Consider the following 15,541-nt stretch of genomic DNA (forward strand, 5'->3'; position numbering starts at 1 on the left):
CGACCCGCATTAAGGTGGCTGCCAAAACCATGCAGGGAGCCTGATGTGAGCCTATTAGAAGAAAACCAATCCACAGACTTGGAAAAAATGGTCGGCCTGAGCCGTCGCGGTTTCATCAGCGCCGGCGCGCTGTGCGGCGCGGCGATGTTCCTCGGCGGCAACCTGCTGAGCCGCAGCGTGCTGGCCGCCAGTGTCAGCGCCGGCAACAGCCGTTTGCTCGGCTTCGACAGCATTCCGGCAGCCACCACCGACGTCATCAGCCTGCCCAAAGGCTACAAGTCGTCGGTGCTGATCAGTTGGGGCCAGCCGCTGCAAAAGAACGGTCCAGCCTTCGACCCGAGCGGCAACGGCACAGCGGCTGCGCAGGAAGTGCAGTTCGGCGACAACAACGACGGCATGAGCCTGTTCGAATTTCCGGGCGAGAAAAACCGCGCGCTGATGGCGATCAACAACGAATACACCAACTACCGCTACCTCTATCCGCACGGCGGCATGCCGCAATCGGCCGAGGACGTGCGCAAGGCCCTGGCCTGTGAAGGCGTGTCGGTGATCGAAGTCCAGCGCAAGAACGGCCAGTGGCAGTTCGTTCAGGGCTCGCGCTACAACCGGCGCATTCACGGCAACTCGCCGCTGCGCATCAGCGGCCCGGCCGCCGGCCACGAGCTGATGAAAACCAGCGCCGACAAGCACGGCAAGAAAGTTCTCGGCACCTTCCAGAACTGCGCCAACGGCAAGACGCCGTGGGGCACCTATCTGACCTGCGAAGAGAACTTCACCGACTGCTTCGGCAGCAGCAACGCCCAGCAACAGTTCGACCCGGCGCAGAAGCGCTACGGCGTGTCGGCCGCCAGCCGCGAGATCAACTGGCATCCGTTCGATCCGCGCTTCGACATGGCGAAAAACCCGAACGAGCTCAACCGTCACGGTTGGGTGGTGGAAATCGACCCGTTCGACCCGCAATCGACCCCGGTCAAACGCACCGCACTGGGCCGCTTCAAACATGAAAACGCCGCACTGGCCGAGACCGACGACGGTCGCGCCGTGGTGTACATGGGCGACGACGAACGCGGCGAGTTCATCTACAAATTCGTCAGCCGCGACAAGATCAACCACCGCAACGCCAGGGCCAACCGCGACATCCTCGATCACGGCACGCTGTACGTGGCCAAGTTCGATGCGGGCGACGGCAACCCGGACCACCCGAAAGGCCAGGGCCAGTGGATCGAACTGACCCACGGCAAGAACGGCATCGACGCCAGCAGCGGTTTCGCCGATCAGGCCGAAGTGCTGATTCACGCACGTCTGGCAGCCAGTGTGGTCGGCGCCACGCGCATGGACCGGCCGGAATGGATCGTGGTCAGCCCGAAAGACGGCCAGGTCTATTGCACCCTGACCAACAACGCCAAGCGCGGCGAAGACGGCCAACCGGTGGGCGGCCCGAACCCGCGCGAGAAGAACGTCTACGGGCAGATCCTGCGCTGGCGCACCGACCGCGACGATCACGCGTCGAAGACCTTCGCCTGGGATCTGTTCGTGGTCGCCGGCAACCCGGGCGTCCATGCCGGTACGCCGAAGGGCGGCTCGTCGAATATCACCCCGCAGAACATGTTCAACAGCCCGGACGGCCTCGGTTTCGACAAGGCCGGACGGCTGTGGATTCTCACCGACGGCGACTCGAGCAACGCCGGTGATTTCGCCGGGATGGGCAACAACCAGATGCTCTGCGCCGATCCTGCGACCGGTGAGATTCGCCGGTTCATGGTCGGGCCGATCGGTTGCGAGGTCACCGGGATCAGCTTCTCGCCGGATCAGAAAACCCTGTTCGTCGGGATTCAGCACCCGGGCGAGAACGGCGGTTCGACCTTCCCCGAGCATTTGCCGAACGGCAAGCCACGCTCATCGGTGATGGCGATTACCCGTGAGGATGGCGGGATCGTCGGCGCCTGATGCTGTAACGCTTTGATCGTTCCCGTGCTCGCACGGGAACGATCCCACTCAAGACAGCCCGTCTGCGCTACCATGCTGAGCCGGACGCGGCAGCCTGCTGCGCGCAGGAGTCAGCATGGCCCACCCGTTTGAAACCCTCACCCCAGACCTCGTGCTCGATGCCGTCGAAAGCATCGGCTTCCTGAGCGACGCGCGCATTCTGGCGCTCAACAGTTATGAAAACCGCGTCTATCAGGTCGGCATCGAAGACTCGGAACCGCTGATCGCCAAGTTCTATCGCCCGCAGCGCTGGACCAACGAAGCGATTCTGGAAGAGCACCAGTTCACCTTCGAACTGGCCGACGTCGAAATCCCGGTGGTGGCGCCATTGATCCACAACGGCGAAACCCTGCACGAACACGCCGGCTTTCGTTTCACCCTGTTTCCCCGTCGCGGTGGCCGGGCGCCGGAGCCGGGCAATCTCGACCAGTTGTATCGCCTGGGCCAGTTGCTCGGGCGCATGCACGCAGTCGGCGGGACCAAACCGTTCGAACACCGCGAAGCGTTGGCCGTGAAGAACTTCGGCCATGACTCGTTGACCACCCTGCTGGAAGGCAACTTCATTCCCAAGAGCCTGCTGCCGGCCTACGAATCGGTCGCCCGCGACCTGCTCAAGCGTGTGGAAGACGTCTACGCCAACACATCGCACCAGAACATCCGCATGCACGGCGACTGCCACCCCGGCAACATGATGTGCCGCGACGAGATGTTCCACATCGTCGACCTCGACGACTGCCGCATGGGGCCGGCGGTGCAGGATATCTGGATGATGCTCGCCGGCGACCGTCAGGATTGTCTGGGGCAGTTGTCGGAGTTGATGGACGGCTACAACGAATTCCACGACTTCGACCCGCGCGAACTGGCGCTGATCGAACCGCTGCGCGCTTTGCGCCTGATGCATTACAGCGCGTGGCTGGCCCGGCGCTGGGACGATCCGGCGTTCCCCCGCAGCTTTCCTTGGTTCGGCAGCGAGCGGTATTGGGGCGATCAGGTGCTGGCGTTGCGCGAGCAATTGTCGGCGTTGAACGAAGAGCCGTTGAAGCTTTTCTGACACGACACATCTATACAACTGCCCGTACAATCGCTGCTTTGTTAGCTGCCTAAGCAAGGATTCTGCATGCAAGCCGCCAACCCGCGTCGCGGGTACATTCTGGGCCTTAGCGCCTACATCATCTGGGGACTGTTCCCGCTCTACTTCAAAGCCATCGCCGAAGTGCCGGCGGTGGAAATCATCATTCACCGGGTGCTGTGGTCGGCGCTGTTCGGCGCGCTGCTGTTGATGGTGTGGAAGCATCCAGGCTGGTGGCAGGAACTGCGCGACAACCCCAAACGCCTGGCGATTCTTGCGCTCAGCGGCACCTTGATCGCGGCCAACTGGCTGACCTACGTCTGGTCGGTGAACAACGGTCGGATGCTGGAAGCGAGCCTCGGTTACTACATCAACCCGCTGGTGAACGTGCTGCTGGGCATGCTGATCCTCGGCGAACGCCTGCGGCGCATGCAGTGGCTGGCGGTCGGTCTGGCGGCGGTCGGCGTGGCGCAGCAGGTGTGGCAGGTCGGCAGTCTGCCGTGGGTGTCGCTGGTGCTGGCGCTGACCTTCGGTTTCTACGGGCTGATCCGCAAGCAGGCGCCGGTCAAGGCGCTGCCGGGGCTGGTGGTGGAAACCTGGATGCTGGTGCCGATCGCCCTCGCATGGCTGCTGCTCAATCCGACCGCGACCAGTGCCCAGGCCGAGTTCTGGACCACCTCCGAAGCCTGGTGGCTGGTGGCGGCCGGTCCGGTGACGCTGGTGCCGCTGGTCTGCTTCAACGCGGCGGCGCGGCATCTGCCCTACACCACCCTCGGTTTCCTGCAATACCTGGCGCCGACTTTGGTACTGCTGCAAGCCGTTCTGCTGTTCGGCGAGCACTTGTCGTCCAGCACGCTGATCGCCTTCATGTTTATCTGGGCCGGTCTGGCGGTGTACAGCGTCGATGCGTGGCTGAGTCTGCGCCGGCGCAGCTGATCAAAAAACGCACAAACCTCCACAGGCCACGGTTCTCGTGGCCTGTATCGTTCCTTCCCAAGGTTATCCACAGCGTGATCCCCGCCGTTTGTGCGCAAGTCACTGAATGCTGGCGGTTTTTTGATCAATCTTCGCCAAGCCACGGCGGACGTGGCCTGGCGCTCAGTCTCTACAGGTTATCCACAGGCAGGTGCACGCTAAAACTGGATAACCCGTTTGTTGTCATGGATCGGTGCGCAGCACCAATTCCACCATCAGGTCATCGGCAAGGGTTTCCAGTCGCGATTGCAGCACGTCCAGCGACAGGGTCAGCGGCACCGCCAGAATCGCCTCGGCGTGGAACAGCGGCTCGCTGCTCATCGGTGCTGGCCGCACTTCGGTCACCAACCTTTCGAGGTTCACGCCCTGCTCGCTCAGCAACCGGGTGATGTCGCGCACGATGCCCGGTCGGTCATTGCCCACCAGTTCCATGGCGATCGGTTTCCAGGTGCAGGCCTGCTCGATACCGCTTTCAGCCACCAGCACGCGAATGCCCTGTGCCGACAAAGCTTGTAGGGCATCGACTAATTCGTCGTAAGCCTCCGCTGGCACGCCGACCCGCAGGATCCCGGCGAACTGCCCGGCCATGCGTGACATGCGGCTTTCCAGCCAGTTGCCGCCGTGTTCGGCGATGCATTGGGCGATGCGCTCGACCTGCCCGGGCTTGTCCGGTGCGAAGACGGTGAGTACGAGGTGATCCATGGCGCAGCCCTCTTGTCATGACTTTTGTTATAGAAAAGCAAGTATAGGCAAGCGTTCGACAGACGCCTCAGACGCTCGAAATCACAAATCGTGTACAACTTTTTATATTTAACTGGAACAATCCATTGGTTTTTTGAGAACATCCCGTTCCGCGCCGTGACCGCAATGCGTCATGGGGTCGCAGAACGACGTAATTAGTCTGATTTTCACAACCGCAACTCATCATGTAGTATGCCGCAGCGCGCACTACATAACGCTGGATCGATGTCTGCCCAAGGCACGTTCGCAACCCTGAAAGCCCCGTCAGCAAGGCCCCCAAGCCGTTGATTGGTCCCAGCCCAGCCGCCAGCGATGGCATGTACTGGTCGAGGGGTTTGTGGTTTAAATGGCCAGAGGCTTCATTGTTAAATTGAAGAGCTGAAAAGCGAAATAGCTGAGCAGAGTGAGGCAAGCAATGACTGAACACGTTCAAGTCGGTGGCCTGCAGGTCGCCAAAGTCCTGTTCGACTTCGTGAACAACGAAGCCATTCCCGGTACCGGCCTCACCGCCGACAAATTCTGGGAAGGTGCCGACAAGGTCATTCACGACCTGGCGCCGAAGAACAAAGCCCTACTCGCCAAACGCGATGACTTCCAGGCTCGTATCGATGGCTGGCACCAGAGCCGTGCCGGTCAGCCGCACGACGCCGTGGCCTATAAAGCCTTCCTGCAAGAGATCGGTTATCTGCTGCCAGAAGCGGCTGATTTCCAGGCAACGACGCAAAACGTCGATGACGAAATCGCCCGTACCGCCGGCCCGCAACTCGTGGTTCCGGTGATGAACGCCCGCTTCGCCCTCAACGCCTCGAACGCCCGCTGGGGTTCGCTGTACGACGCCCTGTATGGCACCGACGCTATCAGCGAAGCCGGCGGCGCGGAAAAAGGCAAAGGCTACAACAAGGTGCGTGGCGACAAAGTCATCGCCTTCGCCCGTGCGTTCCTCGATGAAGCCGCGCCACTGGCAACCGGCTCCCACGTCGATTCCACCGGCTACAAGATCGCTGACGGCAAACTGGTGGTCACCCTCAAGGGCGGCAGCACCAGCGGCCTGCGCAACGAAGCTCAGCTGATCGGCTTCCAGGGCGACGCCAATGCGCCGATCGCGATCCTGCTGAAAAACAACGGCCTGCATTTCGAAATCCAGATCGATGCCAGCACCCCGGTCGGCCAGACCGATGCCGCCGGCGTCAAAGACATCCTGATGGAAGCGGCGCTGACCACCATCATGGACTGCGAAGACTCCGTGGCTGCCGTCGATGCCGACGACAAGGTGGTGATCTACCGCAACTGGCTCGGCCTGATGAAGGGCGATCTGGCGGAATCCGTGTCCAAGGGCGGCCAGACCTTCACCCGTACCATGAACCCGGATCGCACCTACACCAAGGTCGACGGCAGCGAACTGACCCTGCACGGCCGCTCGCTGTTGTTCGTGCGTAACGTCGGTCACCTGATGACCATCGACGCGATCCTCGACAAGCACGGCAACGAAGTGCCGGAAGGCATCCTCGACGGCCTGGTGACTTGCCTGGCGGCGATGCACAACCTGAGCGGCAACACTTCGCGCAAGAACACCCGCACCGGTTCGGTCTACATCGTTAAACCGAAGATGCACGGCCCAGAAGAGGCGGCGTTCACCAACGAGCTGTTCGGTCGCATCGAAGACGTGCTGGGCCTCAAGCGCAACACCCTGAAAGTCGGGATCATGGACGAGGAGCGCCGCACCACGGTCAACCTCAAGGCCTGCATCCAGGCTGCCAGCGAGCGCGTGGTGTTCATCAACACCGGTTTCCTCGACCGTACCGGCGACGAAATCCACACCTCCATGGAAGCCGGCCCGATGGTGCGCAAGGCGGACATGAAGGCCGAGAAGTGGATCGGCGCCTACGAGAACTGGAACGTTGATATCGGTCTGAGCACCGGCCTGCAAGGTCGTGCGCAAATCGGTAAAGGCATGTGGGCAATGCCCGACCTGATGGCCGCGATGCTCGAACAGAAAATCGCTCATCCGCTGGCCGGCGCCAACACTGCCTGGGTTCCGTCGCCGACCGCCGCTGCGCTGCACGCGCTGCACTACCACAAGGTCGACGTGTTCGCCCGTCAGGCCGAGCTGGTCAAACGTGCCCGCGCTTCGGTCGATGACATCCTCACCATCCCGCTGGCGGTCAACCCGAACTGGACCCCGGAGCAGATCAAGAACGAACTGGACAACAACGCCCAGGGCATTCTCGGTTACGTGGTGCGCTGGATCGACCAGGGCGTGGGTTGCTCGAAGGTGCCGGACATCAACGACGTCGGCCTGATGGAAGACCGTGCGACGCTGCGTATCTCCAGCCAGCACATCGCCAACTGGCTGCGCCACGGCGTGGTGACCGAAGCGCAAGTGATGGAAAGCCTCAAGCGCATGGCGCCGGTGGTTGACCGTCAGAACGCCAACGACCCGCTGTACCGTCCGCTGGCCCCGAACTTCGATAGCAACATCGCCTTCCAGGCGGCGGTCGAACTGGTGATAGAGGGCACCAAACAGCCGAACGGCTACACCGAGCCGGTCCTGCACCGTCGTCGTCGCGAGTTCAAGGCTGCCAACGGCCTGTAACCTGCGCTGATGCCAGACATGAAAAAGCCCTGATATTTTGATCAGGGCTTTTTTTTAAGCCTCGGGAAATCTGCATTGATATGTTGCGGAGAACAGGACCGTTTTACCTTCGTTGCTGACTTTGCCATCCGTGACCGTCCCTTCAAACAAGAAATATTCATCTCCGACCAACGTCACAGTCACCTTCACGTTGCCTGATGGAGTGTCGACATATTCCACAAAAGGCTTCGGTGAAAATACAACACGCGCAATATCAGCCAAATTGAGAGTCCGTGTGCCTGGGTCCAATTGGCCTGGTTTAAAATGCAGCGCAATGTTTTCGGTTCGTGAGCCTTCAGACGAAATGAGGACTCTACTCGTCGTCCCAAAAACCTTCGTCGTTTTAAAAGAATCAGGCAAATTGTCTAAAACGTAACTAACGCTGGCACTGGGTACGTCGGCACTTTTTTTTGATTGATTCATGATGAATTCCTGTTCACAAGATGATGCTCTGGCCCAACGCCAGCGCTCCCAAATCAGTGAACACACTCCGCCCCAAGCTCGCCTACTGTCAGATCTGACAGTCCGCGATGAATTCAGACAGACGGTAACTACTGCTCAATCCCCAATTCATGCCTGACCAGTCCAAGCAATTGGGCGGTATCAATCGGCTTCAGCAAAAAGTCCACCACGCTCAAATGCATCGCCGCAATCGCGTCCTTCACGTCCGCATCGCCCGAGACAATGATGATCGGCATCGCCGCCCGTACCGACTCGCGCACCTGCCGGATCAAGTCCAGCCCGCCGACATTGCCCATCCGCAGATCGGTGATCACAAGGCCAATGGAAGGTTTCTCTTCGAGCATCTTCAGGGCGGACTCGCCGCTGGCCGCGGTCAGACAGCGAATCTCATGCAATGCCAGGATCTCCGACAACAACTCGCGGGCATCCTTGTCGTCGTCGACGATCAGTACCCGCTGCGGTGGCAGGTCGGGTTCCAGCATGACGGCGCTGAGCGCTTCGCGCTCGGCGTCGCTCAAAATATCGTGGTCGGACATGGCGTTCTCTACGTTTTCAAATCGATCCCCTGGCACAGTGGTCAGACATCGCTGGGCAGAGCTTCAATGTGCACTTCGTCGGATTTTTTTCCAAGGGGCGAACCGAAGAATTTCCGACTGATTTTGTAGGGCATATCCGAAAACTCCCCAACGGCATGCCCAACCTAGACTTACGTCCAATGGGCACCCCGCGCGATGGGGTCGACCATGGCTGCAACGATCCGACAACAACAATTCGAAAAAGACTGCGGTAATGGTTATGAGTAAAGCGGACGCCTTCACCCAGGCAGGGAAAACCGCGGTGTTGCAGAACATTCAGGGCACTTTGCAATTCCTCCAGCGCTTCCCCCCTTTCAATCAAATGGAACATGCCCACTTGGCCTATCTGGTGGAGCAATGCCAGCTGCGCTTCTACGGTCAGGGCGAAAGCATCATCAAACCCGCCGACGGGCCGGTCGAATACTTCTACATCGTCAAGCAGGGCCGGGTGGTCGGCGAGCGGCCGCACACGGCCAAGGGCGGCACCGAAACCACGTTTGAAATCACCACCGGCGAGTGTTTTCCCCTCGCCGCGCTGCTCGGCGAACGGGCGACTCGCACCGAACACCTGGCCGGCGAAGACACCTTCTGCCTGCAACTGAACAAACTGGCGTTCATCAAGCTGTTCGCCCTCTCCAGCACCTTCCGCGATTTCGCCCTGCGCGGGGTCAGCAGCCTGCTCGATCAGGTCAATCAGCAAGTCCAGCAAAAAGCCGTGGAAACCCTCGGCACCCAATATTCGCTGAACACCCGCCTCGGCGAATTGGCCATGCGCCATCCGGTGACCTGCAGCCCCTCCACCCCACTGCGCGAAGCGGTGAAGCTGATGCACGAACAACAGGTCGGCAGCATCGTCGCGGTGGACGAGCAAAAGGCGCCGCTAGGGATTTTTACCCTGCGCGACCTGCGCCATGTAGTGGCTGAAGGGGTGGGCGATTTCAGCGAGCCGATCGAACGCCACATGACCCGCTCGCCGTTCTATCTGTCGCCGGATCACAGCGCCTTCGACGCGGCGATTGCCATGACCGAACGGCACATCGCCCACGTGTGCCTGGTCAAGGATCGACGTCTGTGCGGCGTGGTTTCCGAGCGGGATCTGTTCTCGCTGCAGCGGGTCGATCTGGTGCACCTAGCGCGGACTATTCGCAGCGCCCAGCGGGTCGAACAACTGGTGACCCTGCGCGGCGAGATCGGCCAACTGGTGGAGCGCATGCTCGCCCACGGCGCCTCGTCGACCCAGATCACCCACATCATCACCCTGCTCAACGATCACACCGTGTGCCGAGTGATCGAACTGACCCTCGCCGAGAAAGGCGACCCCGGCGTACCGTTCAGCTGGCTGTGCTTCGGCAGCGAAGGCCGGCGCGAGCAGACGCTGCACACCGATCAGGACAACGGCATTCTGTTCGACGCGCGGGATGCGGCCCATGCGGCGGAGATTCGCGGCAAGCTGCTGCCCATCGCCCAGCAGATCAACAACAGTCTGGCGCAATGCGGTTTCACTCTGTGCAAGGGCAACGTCATGGCCGGCAATCCGCAGCTGTGTCTGTCCCGCGCCGAATGGGCCCGACGCTTTGCCGCGTTCATCCGCGAGGCAACGCCGGAGAACCTGTTGGGCTCAAGCATTTATTTCGACCTGCGCGTGGTCTGGGGTGATGAACAGGGTTGTGAGCAATTGCGCCGGGGGATTCTCGATCAGGTCGCGGATAACCGGCTGTTCCAACGGATGATGGCCGAGAACGCCTTGCGCAACCGTCCACCGGTGGGGCGTTTCCGTGAGTTCGTGCTCACGAAAAAGAACGGCGAGAAAGCCACGCTGGACCTGAAGATCCAGGGGCTGACGCCGTTTGTCGACGGTGCCCGCCTGCTGGCGCTGGCCCATGGCATCGATGCCAACAACACCCTCGAACGCTTCCGCCAGTTGGTGGATAAAGAAGTCATCGACCGACTGGATGGCGCCGCGTACGAAGAGGCGTATCACTTCATCCAACAGACGCGCATGCAACAGCATCAACTGCAGACCCGGGAAAACCTGCCGTATTCGAACCGGGTCGATCCCGACAGCCTCAATCATCTGGACCGGCGCATCCTGCGTGAATCCCTGCGCCAGGCCCAGCGCCTGCAAAGCAGCCTGACCTTGCGGTATCAGCTATGAGCCTGTTTTCGTGGCTGCGTCCGGCCAGCCCCGTTGTGCCGGACGACCTGCAACAGCGCCTGACGAAACTCCCGGCCATCGGTGAGCTGCACGAGTGCAGCCTGCGCGAACAGCGTTGGGTGGTGCTGGATCTGGAAACCACCGGGCTGAACCTGAACAAGGATCGGGTGCTGTCGATTGGCGCGGTAGTGATCGAGGACGGTGCGATCGACTTCAGCCAGCAGTTCGAACGCACCCTGCAATGCCGCGAGCTGAAACTCGGCCCGAGCGTGTTGATTCACGGTCTGGCACCGAGCGCGATTGCCGCCGGCAGCGAGCCCACGGAAGCGCTGGTCGAACTGCTGGAGTTTATCGGCGACAGTCCGGTGCTGGCGTTTCACGCCTCCTTTGACCAGCACATGCTCGGCCGCGCATTGAAGGAACACCTGGGGCACAAGTTGCAGACGGTGTTTCTCGATGTGGCGCAGATCGCCCCGCTGGTTTGCCCGCAGGCGCAGATTCGCGAGGCGGGGCTGGACGAGTGGATCGACTGGTTCAAGCTCGAAGTGTTCGAACGCCACCATGCGAGCGCCGACGCTCTGGCCACGGCGGAACTGGCGCTGATCCTGTTCAGCCGGGCACGCCAGCAGCAGATCCACAGCCCGCTGAATCTGCAGCAACGCCTGAGTCAGTGGAAACGCCGCCAGCAGACGCATTCGTTCTGAATCCGGGTTGTCACCCGACAACCCGACCGGTGGCCAATTGCTAACCATTCCCACCTCTGCCACAATCGCGAACAATTCTCGTTAGTTAACACTTCCCAGTCGGTGTCGTCGTGTCTTCAGCCCAAAGCCCTCACAGTGAGCTCGTCGGTGCGTTGTATCGCGACCACCGCGGCTGGCTGCTGGCCTGGCTGCGCCGCAATGTGGCTTGCCCGCAACGTGCCGAAGACCTGAGCCAGGACACCTTCGTCCGCCTGCTCGGCCGCGACGAACTGCTGACGCCTCGCGAACCCCGGGCGTTTCTGGTGGCGATCGCCAAAGGCTTGTTGTTCGACTACTTCCGCCGGGCGGCGCTGGAACAGGCGTATCTGACCGAACTGATGCTGATCCCTGAGGGCGAGCAGCCCTCGGTCGAAGAACAGCAACTGATCCTCGAAGACCTCAAGGCCATCGACCGCATGCTCGGCAAGCTGTCGACCAAGGCCCGCGCCGCTTTCCTCTATAACCGCCTCGACGGCCTGACCCACGCCGAGATCGCCGACAAACTCGGCGTGTCTGTGCCCCGCGTGCGCCAGTACCTGGCCCAAGGCATCCGCCAGTGCTACGTCGCGTTGTACGGTGAGCCGACATGAGCCCGGCCAGTTCCCGACCGGTCCCGGCCCATGTGCTGGATGCGGCGATTGCCTGGCAATTGACCCTCGATTCCAGCACGCCGCTGGAGCGCGAAGAGTTCGCCAAATGGCACGCGGCCAATGAAGAACACGCTCGCGCCTGGCGTCAGCTGGGCATGCTCGACCAGCGTTTCAGCGTGGCCAACGGTCCGGCACGCACCGCGTTGCTGCAATCGCGCGAAGGCATCCGCCGCCGGGTGCGCAGGCTGGGCAGCGGGCTGGCCAGTGTCGTAGCGGTGGTCGGTCTGGCGCTGTTTGCCGGCGAACGTTATCTGCCACTGGATTACTGGCTCGCCGATCAACGCACCGCCACCGGCGAACAGCGCACCGTGCGCCTGGCCGACGGCACCGTGCTCAACCTCAATACTCACAGCGCGGTGGATGTCCGCTTCGATGAGAAACAGCGGCTGATCGTGTTGCAGGAAGGCGAAATCCTCGTGGAAACCGGTCACGGCGATGCGCGGCCGTTCATCGTCGAAACCGCCGAGGGCAGCATGCGCGCCCTGGGCACGCGATTCCTGGTCAAACGCGAAGACGCCGGCACGCGCCTGAGCGTGTTGCAGTCGGCGGTCGCGGCGCATCCACAATCCGATCCCAAGGAACAGATCCTGCGCGAAGGACAGCAAGTGCTGATCCGCAGCAACGGTCTGGATTCGGTAGTGGCGCTCAACCCCGGTGCCGATGCCTGGACCCGCGGCATGCTGGTGGTGGACAACGCGCGCCTGGAAGACCTGGTGCATGAACTCGGTCGTTATCGCCGCGGCCATCTGGGCATTGCGCCGGAAGTTGCCGACCTGCGCATCACCGGCAGCTTCCCGCTGCACGACACCGACAAGGCGCTGAACGCCCTCCTGCCGACCCTGCCGGTGCAGATCGAGCAGCACACGCCATGGTGGGTGACCGTGGCCAAGGCGGATCCGAAGCCCTGACATTCAGCGCTGCCTGAGCAATCGCTGTCGCGAGCAGGTCGCGACAGAAACACCCGCACCCCATGAAAACGGACTTTCTGCTGACTTGTGCAGCGATGTCGTTCGTTAATCGAAATTATTTTCATCCAGCCCTATCACTTTTCGAATCTCGTCCGGCACACAGGCAATTGAGAAATATTTCCATTCAGGAGCCGCCGTATGTCCCGTTCGCTAGACACCTTGTTGCGCCCCAGTTTGCTGGCGGTCGCCATTGCCCTCTGCACCCCGCTGGCCAGCAGCCAACTGATCGCCGCTGAACAGGCGTCGAGCGTACGCGCCTACAACCTGCCGGCGGCTCCGTTGTCGACCACCCTGAACCAGATCGCCAGCCAGGGCGGCCTCACGCTGTCTCTGAACCCGTCGCTGGCGGCGGGCAAGACCTCGGCGCCGGTCAACGGCCAATATGACGCGGCCGGCGCCCTGCGCGCGGCCCTGCGCGGCACCGGTCTGCAACTGGAACAGAGCAGCGCCGGCACCTACACCCTGGTCGCCGTGCCGGAAGGCGTAATGGCCCTGCCGGAAACCTCGGTGATCGGCGTGGAAAACTATGAAAGCGCCTGGGGCCCGGTCGAAGGCTACACCGCCACCCGTACCGCCGCCGGCACCAAGACCGACACTGCACTGGTCGAAGCACCGCGTTCGATTTCGGTCGCCACTCGCCAGCAAATGGAAGACCGTGGCGTGCACAGCCTCGATGACGCCGTGCGCTACATGCCGGGCATCACCGCCAGCAGCTACGGCAGCGACACCCGCGCCGACTGGCTGCGCGTGCGTGGCTTCGAACCGACCCAGTTCCTCGACGGCCTGCCGCTGCCAAAAGGCGTGTACGCCAACCCGAAACAGGAAACCTGGAACCTCGACCGCCTCGCCCTGCTGCGCGGCCCGGCCTCGTCCGTCTACGGCCAGACCCCGCCGGGCGGCCTGCTGGACATGGTCAGCCGTCGCCCGAGCGATGTGCAGAGCAGCGAAATCCAGCTGCAATACGGCAGCGACAACCACCGTCAGATCAACTTCGCCAGCACCGGCAAGATCGACGACGCCGGCCAGTTTCTCTACGGCCTCAGCGGTGTGGTGCGTGACAGCGGCACCCAGGTCGACCACGTCGACAACAAGCGCTACAACATCGCGCCGAGCCTGACCTGGAACATCGACGACGACACCAAGTTCACCCTGCTGACCCAGTTCACCCGCGACGATACTGGCATCACCAGCCAGTTCCTGCCGGTGCAGGGCACCAAGATCGACATGCCGTTCGGCAAGGTTTCCCACCACAAGAATCTGGGCGATCCGGACTGGGAATACTACGACCGCACCTACTACGCGCTGGGCTATGCCTTCGAACATCGCCTGAACGATGTGTGGCAGTTCAAACAGAACCTGCGCTACACCAAGTCGGATCTGTCGTTCCAGGGCATCACCGTCGGCTCCTACCCGTTCACTCAAGTGGACAATGACGGTAACGTCGGCCGCTCAACCACCATCGTCGACGAAGACATCAGCCAGTTCGCCGTGGACAACAACTTCCAGGCCGACTTCGCCACCGGCGACATCCGCCATACCCTGCTGCTGGGTCTGGATCACCAGCGCAGCAACACCAACTACACCTCGATCTTCGGCAGTGCGCCGGACATCAACGTGAACAACCCGATCCATGGTCAGCCGATCGTGCGTCCGGCGCGCTCCACCGCGTTCTATGACTACAACCAGAAGACCTACCAGACCGGCCTCTACGTCCAGGACCAAATGGCCCTGGATCAATGGCGCCTGACCCTCGGCGGTCGTGAAGACTGGGTGCACACCGGTACGAAGTTCATCAACAAGGCCGATGCGACCAACACCGACCGCGACAAGGCCTTCAGCGGCAACGCAGCGATCAGCTACGTGTTCGACTCCGGTTTCGTACCGTACCTTTCGTACGCCGAATCGTTCCAGCCGACCAGCGGCGCCGATGCCTCTTCGACCGAATCGCTCAAACCGACCGAAGGCAAGCAGTGGGAACTGGGCATCAAGTACCAGCCACCGGGCAGCAAGACGTTGCTGACTGCGGCCGTGTATGACCTGACCCAGAAAAACGTTTCGGTCAGCTCGTTCGTCAACGGCGTATCGATCACCAGCCAGACCGGCGAAGTGAAGGTCAAAGGCCTGGAGCTGGAAGCCGTCTCCGACGTCACCGACAACCTGAAGGTCATCGCCGCGTACACCCTGGCCAAGTCCGAAGTGCAGAACGGCGCCGACAAGGGCAACCGCCTGCAACTGATGCCGAACCAGCAAGCCTCGCTGTGGGCCGATTACACCTGGCACAGCGGCGTGCTCGACGGCTTCGGCATCGGTGCCGGCGCGCGCTACACCGGCAACACTTACGGCGACAAAGCCAACACCTGGCTGGGCAAGGCGGACGCCTACACCGTGTTCGACGCCGCCGTGCATTACGACCTCGGCCGTCTGGACAACAGCCTCAAAGGCGCGTCGCTGGCACTCAACGCCACCAACCTGCTGGACAAGGACTACATTTCCACCTGCGACAGCTTCTACTGCTACTACGGCGACCAGCGCAGTGTCGTCGCCAGCGCCACCTACAAGTGGTAAGCGCCTGAGCTGAAACAGGC

General features: G+C 61.6%; 12 protein-coding genes. 9 read left to right on the plus strand and 3 right to left on the minus strand.

All coding sequences use genetic code 11. The features are described 5' to 3' along the window. Positions 1-45 precede the first annotated feature (45 nt). The 3 genes from AC0R79_RS27925 (at position 46) to rarD (ending at position 3,991) form a co-directional block, all read left to right on the plus strand. Complete coding sequence (locus tag AC0R79_RS27925) at positions 46-1,947, plus strand: PhoX family protein (protein ID WP_474732543.1); 1,902 nt, start codon at positions 46-48, stop codon at positions 1,945-1,947. 115 nt (positions 1,948-2,062) lie between these two features. After that, on the plus strand, positions 2,063-3,037 hold the full coding sequence (locus AC0R79_RS27930; protein ID WP_474732544.1) for a serine/threonine protein kinase: 975 nt from the start codon (positions 2,063-2,065) through the stop codon (positions 3,035-3,037). 66 nt (positions 3,038-3,103) lie between these two features. Then, complete coding sequence (gene rarD / locus AC0R79_RS27935) at positions 3,104-3,991, plus strand: EamA family transporter RarD (RefSeq protein ID WP_474732545.1); 888 nt, start codon at positions 3,104-3,106, stop codon at positions 3,989-3,991. A gap of 222 nt (positions 3,992-4,213) precedes the next feature. On the opposite strand, the gene AC0R79_RS27940 is transcribed toward rarD, so the two are convergent. Further along, the gene (locus AC0R79_RS27940) at positions 4,214-4,732 is read right to left on the minus strand and encodes a glycine cleavage system transcriptional repressor (protein WP_007959830.1); all 519 of its coding nucleotides are present in this window, start codon (positions 4,730-4,732) and stop codon (positions 4,214-4,216) included. A 454-nt stretch (positions 4,733-5,186) separates the two neighbouring features. Between AC0R79_RS27940 and AC0R79_RS27945 the strand changes: the two genes are divergently transcribed. Next, positions 5,187-7,364, plus strand: a complete 2,178-nt coding sequence (locus AC0R79_RS27945) for a malate synthase G (protein WP_127800276.1) — start codon at positions 5,187-5,189, stop codon at positions 7,362-7,364. A gap of 54 nt (positions 7,365-7,418) precedes the next feature. Here the strand turns inward: AC0R79_RS27945 and AC0R79_RS27950 are convergent, their stop codons facing one another. Together AC0R79_RS27950 and AC0R79_RS27955 are read right to left on the minus strand one after the other, a co-directional pair. Next, positions 7,419-7,826: a hypothetical protein gene (locus tag AC0R79_RS27950; RefSeq protein WP_127800278.1), complete on the minus strand. Its 408-nt coding sequence runs from the start codon at positions 7,824-7,826 to the stop codon at positions 7,419-7,421. A 128-nt stretch (positions 7,827-7,954) separates the two neighbouring features. Further along, positions 7,955-8,401 (minus strand): response regulator, encoded by a 447-nt coding sequence (locus tag AC0R79_RS27955; protein WP_127800280.1) that lies wholly within the window; start codon positions 8,399-8,401, stop codon positions 7,955-7,957. Positions 8,402-8,654: 253 nt separating this feature from the next. Here AC0R79_RS27955 and AC0R79_RS27960 point away from each other — a divergent pair, with 253 nt between their 5' ends. From AC0R79_RS27960 to AC0R79_RS27980, 5 genes are all read left to right on the plus strand, one after another. Continuing rightward, a complete protein-coding gene (locus AC0R79_RS27960; protein ID WP_474732546.1) occupies positions 8,655-10,595 on the plus strand; it encodes a putative nucleotidyltransferase substrate binding domain-containing protein in 1,941 nt (646 codons plus the stop codon). Beyond that, complete coding sequence (locus AC0R79_RS27965) at positions 10,592-11,299, plus strand: 3'-5' exonuclease (protein ID WP_127800284.1); 708 nt, start codon at positions 10,592-10,594, stop codon at positions 11,297-11,299. The genes AC0R79_RS27960 and AC0R79_RS27965 overlap by 4 nt, the downstream gene beginning before the upstream one ends. Positions 11,300-11,409: 110 nt before the next feature. Continuing rightward, entirely contained in the window at positions 11,410-11,928 is a 519-nt protein-coding gene (locus AC0R79_RS27970) for an RNA polymerase sigma factor (protein ID WP_045121909.1), read from the plus strand. After that, positions 11,925-12,896: a FecR family protein gene (locus AC0R79_RS27975; protein WP_375748003.1), complete on the plus strand. Its 972-nt coding sequence runs from the start codon at positions 11,925-11,927 to the stop codon at positions 12,894-12,896. Before AC0R79_RS27970 ends, AC0R79_RS27975 begins: the two co-directional genes overlap by 4 nt. A gap of 198 nt (positions 12,897-13,094) precedes the next feature. Then, positions 13,095-15,521 (plus strand): TonB-dependent siderophore receptor, encoded by a 2,427-nt coding sequence (locus tag AC0R79_RS27980; RefSeq protein WP_007959822.1) that lies wholly within the window; start codon positions 13,095-13,097, stop codon positions 15,519-15,521. Positions 15,522-15,541 lie beyond the last annotated feature (20 nt).

Source organism: Pseudomonas sp. HD57-3, from assembly GCF_056113135.1.

What these genes read in the sequence shown, in the direction of transcription:
- AC0R79_RS27930 (WP_474732544.1), top strand. Translation starts at nt 2,063, where the DNA reads ATGGCCCACCCGTTTGAAACCCTCACCCCAGACCTCGTGCTCGATGCC.
- rarD (WP_474732545.1), top strand. Translation starts at nt 3,104, where the DNA reads ATGCAAGCCGCCAACCCGCGTCGCGGGTACATTCTGGGCCTTAGCGCC.
- AC0R79_RS27940 (WP_007959830.1), bottom strand. Translation starts at nt 4,732, where the DNA reads ATGGATCACCTCGTACTCACCGTCTTCGCACCGGACAAGCCCGGGCAG.
- AC0R79_RS27945 (WP_127800276.1), top strand. Translation starts at nt 5,187, where the DNA reads ATGACTGAACACGTTCAAGTCGGTGGCCTGCAGGTCGCCAAAGTCCTG.
- AC0R79_RS27950 (WP_127800278.1), bottom strand. Translation starts at nt 7,826, where the DNA reads ATGAATCAATCAAAAAAAAGTGCCGACGTACCCAGTGCCAGCGTTAGT.
- AC0R79_RS27955 (WP_127800280.1), bottom strand. Translation starts at nt 8,401, where the DNA reads ATGTCCGACCACGATATTTTGAGCGACGCCGAGCGCGAAGCGCTCAGC.
- AC0R79_RS27960 (WP_474732546.1), top strand. Translation starts at nt 8,655, where the DNA reads ATGGTTATGAGTAAAGCGGACGCCTTCACCCAGGCAGGGAAAACCGCG.
- AC0R79_RS27965 (WP_127800284.1), top strand. Translation starts at nt 10,592, where the DNA reads ATGAGCCTGTTTTCGTGGCTGCGTCCGGCCAGCCCCGTTGTGCCGGAC.
- AC0R79_RS27975 (WP_375748003.1), top strand. Translation starts at nt 11,925, where the DNA reads ATGAGCCCGGCCAGTTCCCGACCGGTCCCGGCCCATGTGCTGGATGCG.
- AC0R79_RS27980 (WP_007959822.1), top strand. Translation starts at nt 13,095, where the DNA reads ATGTCCCGTTCGCTAGACACCTTGTTGCGCCCCAGTTTGCTGGCGGTC.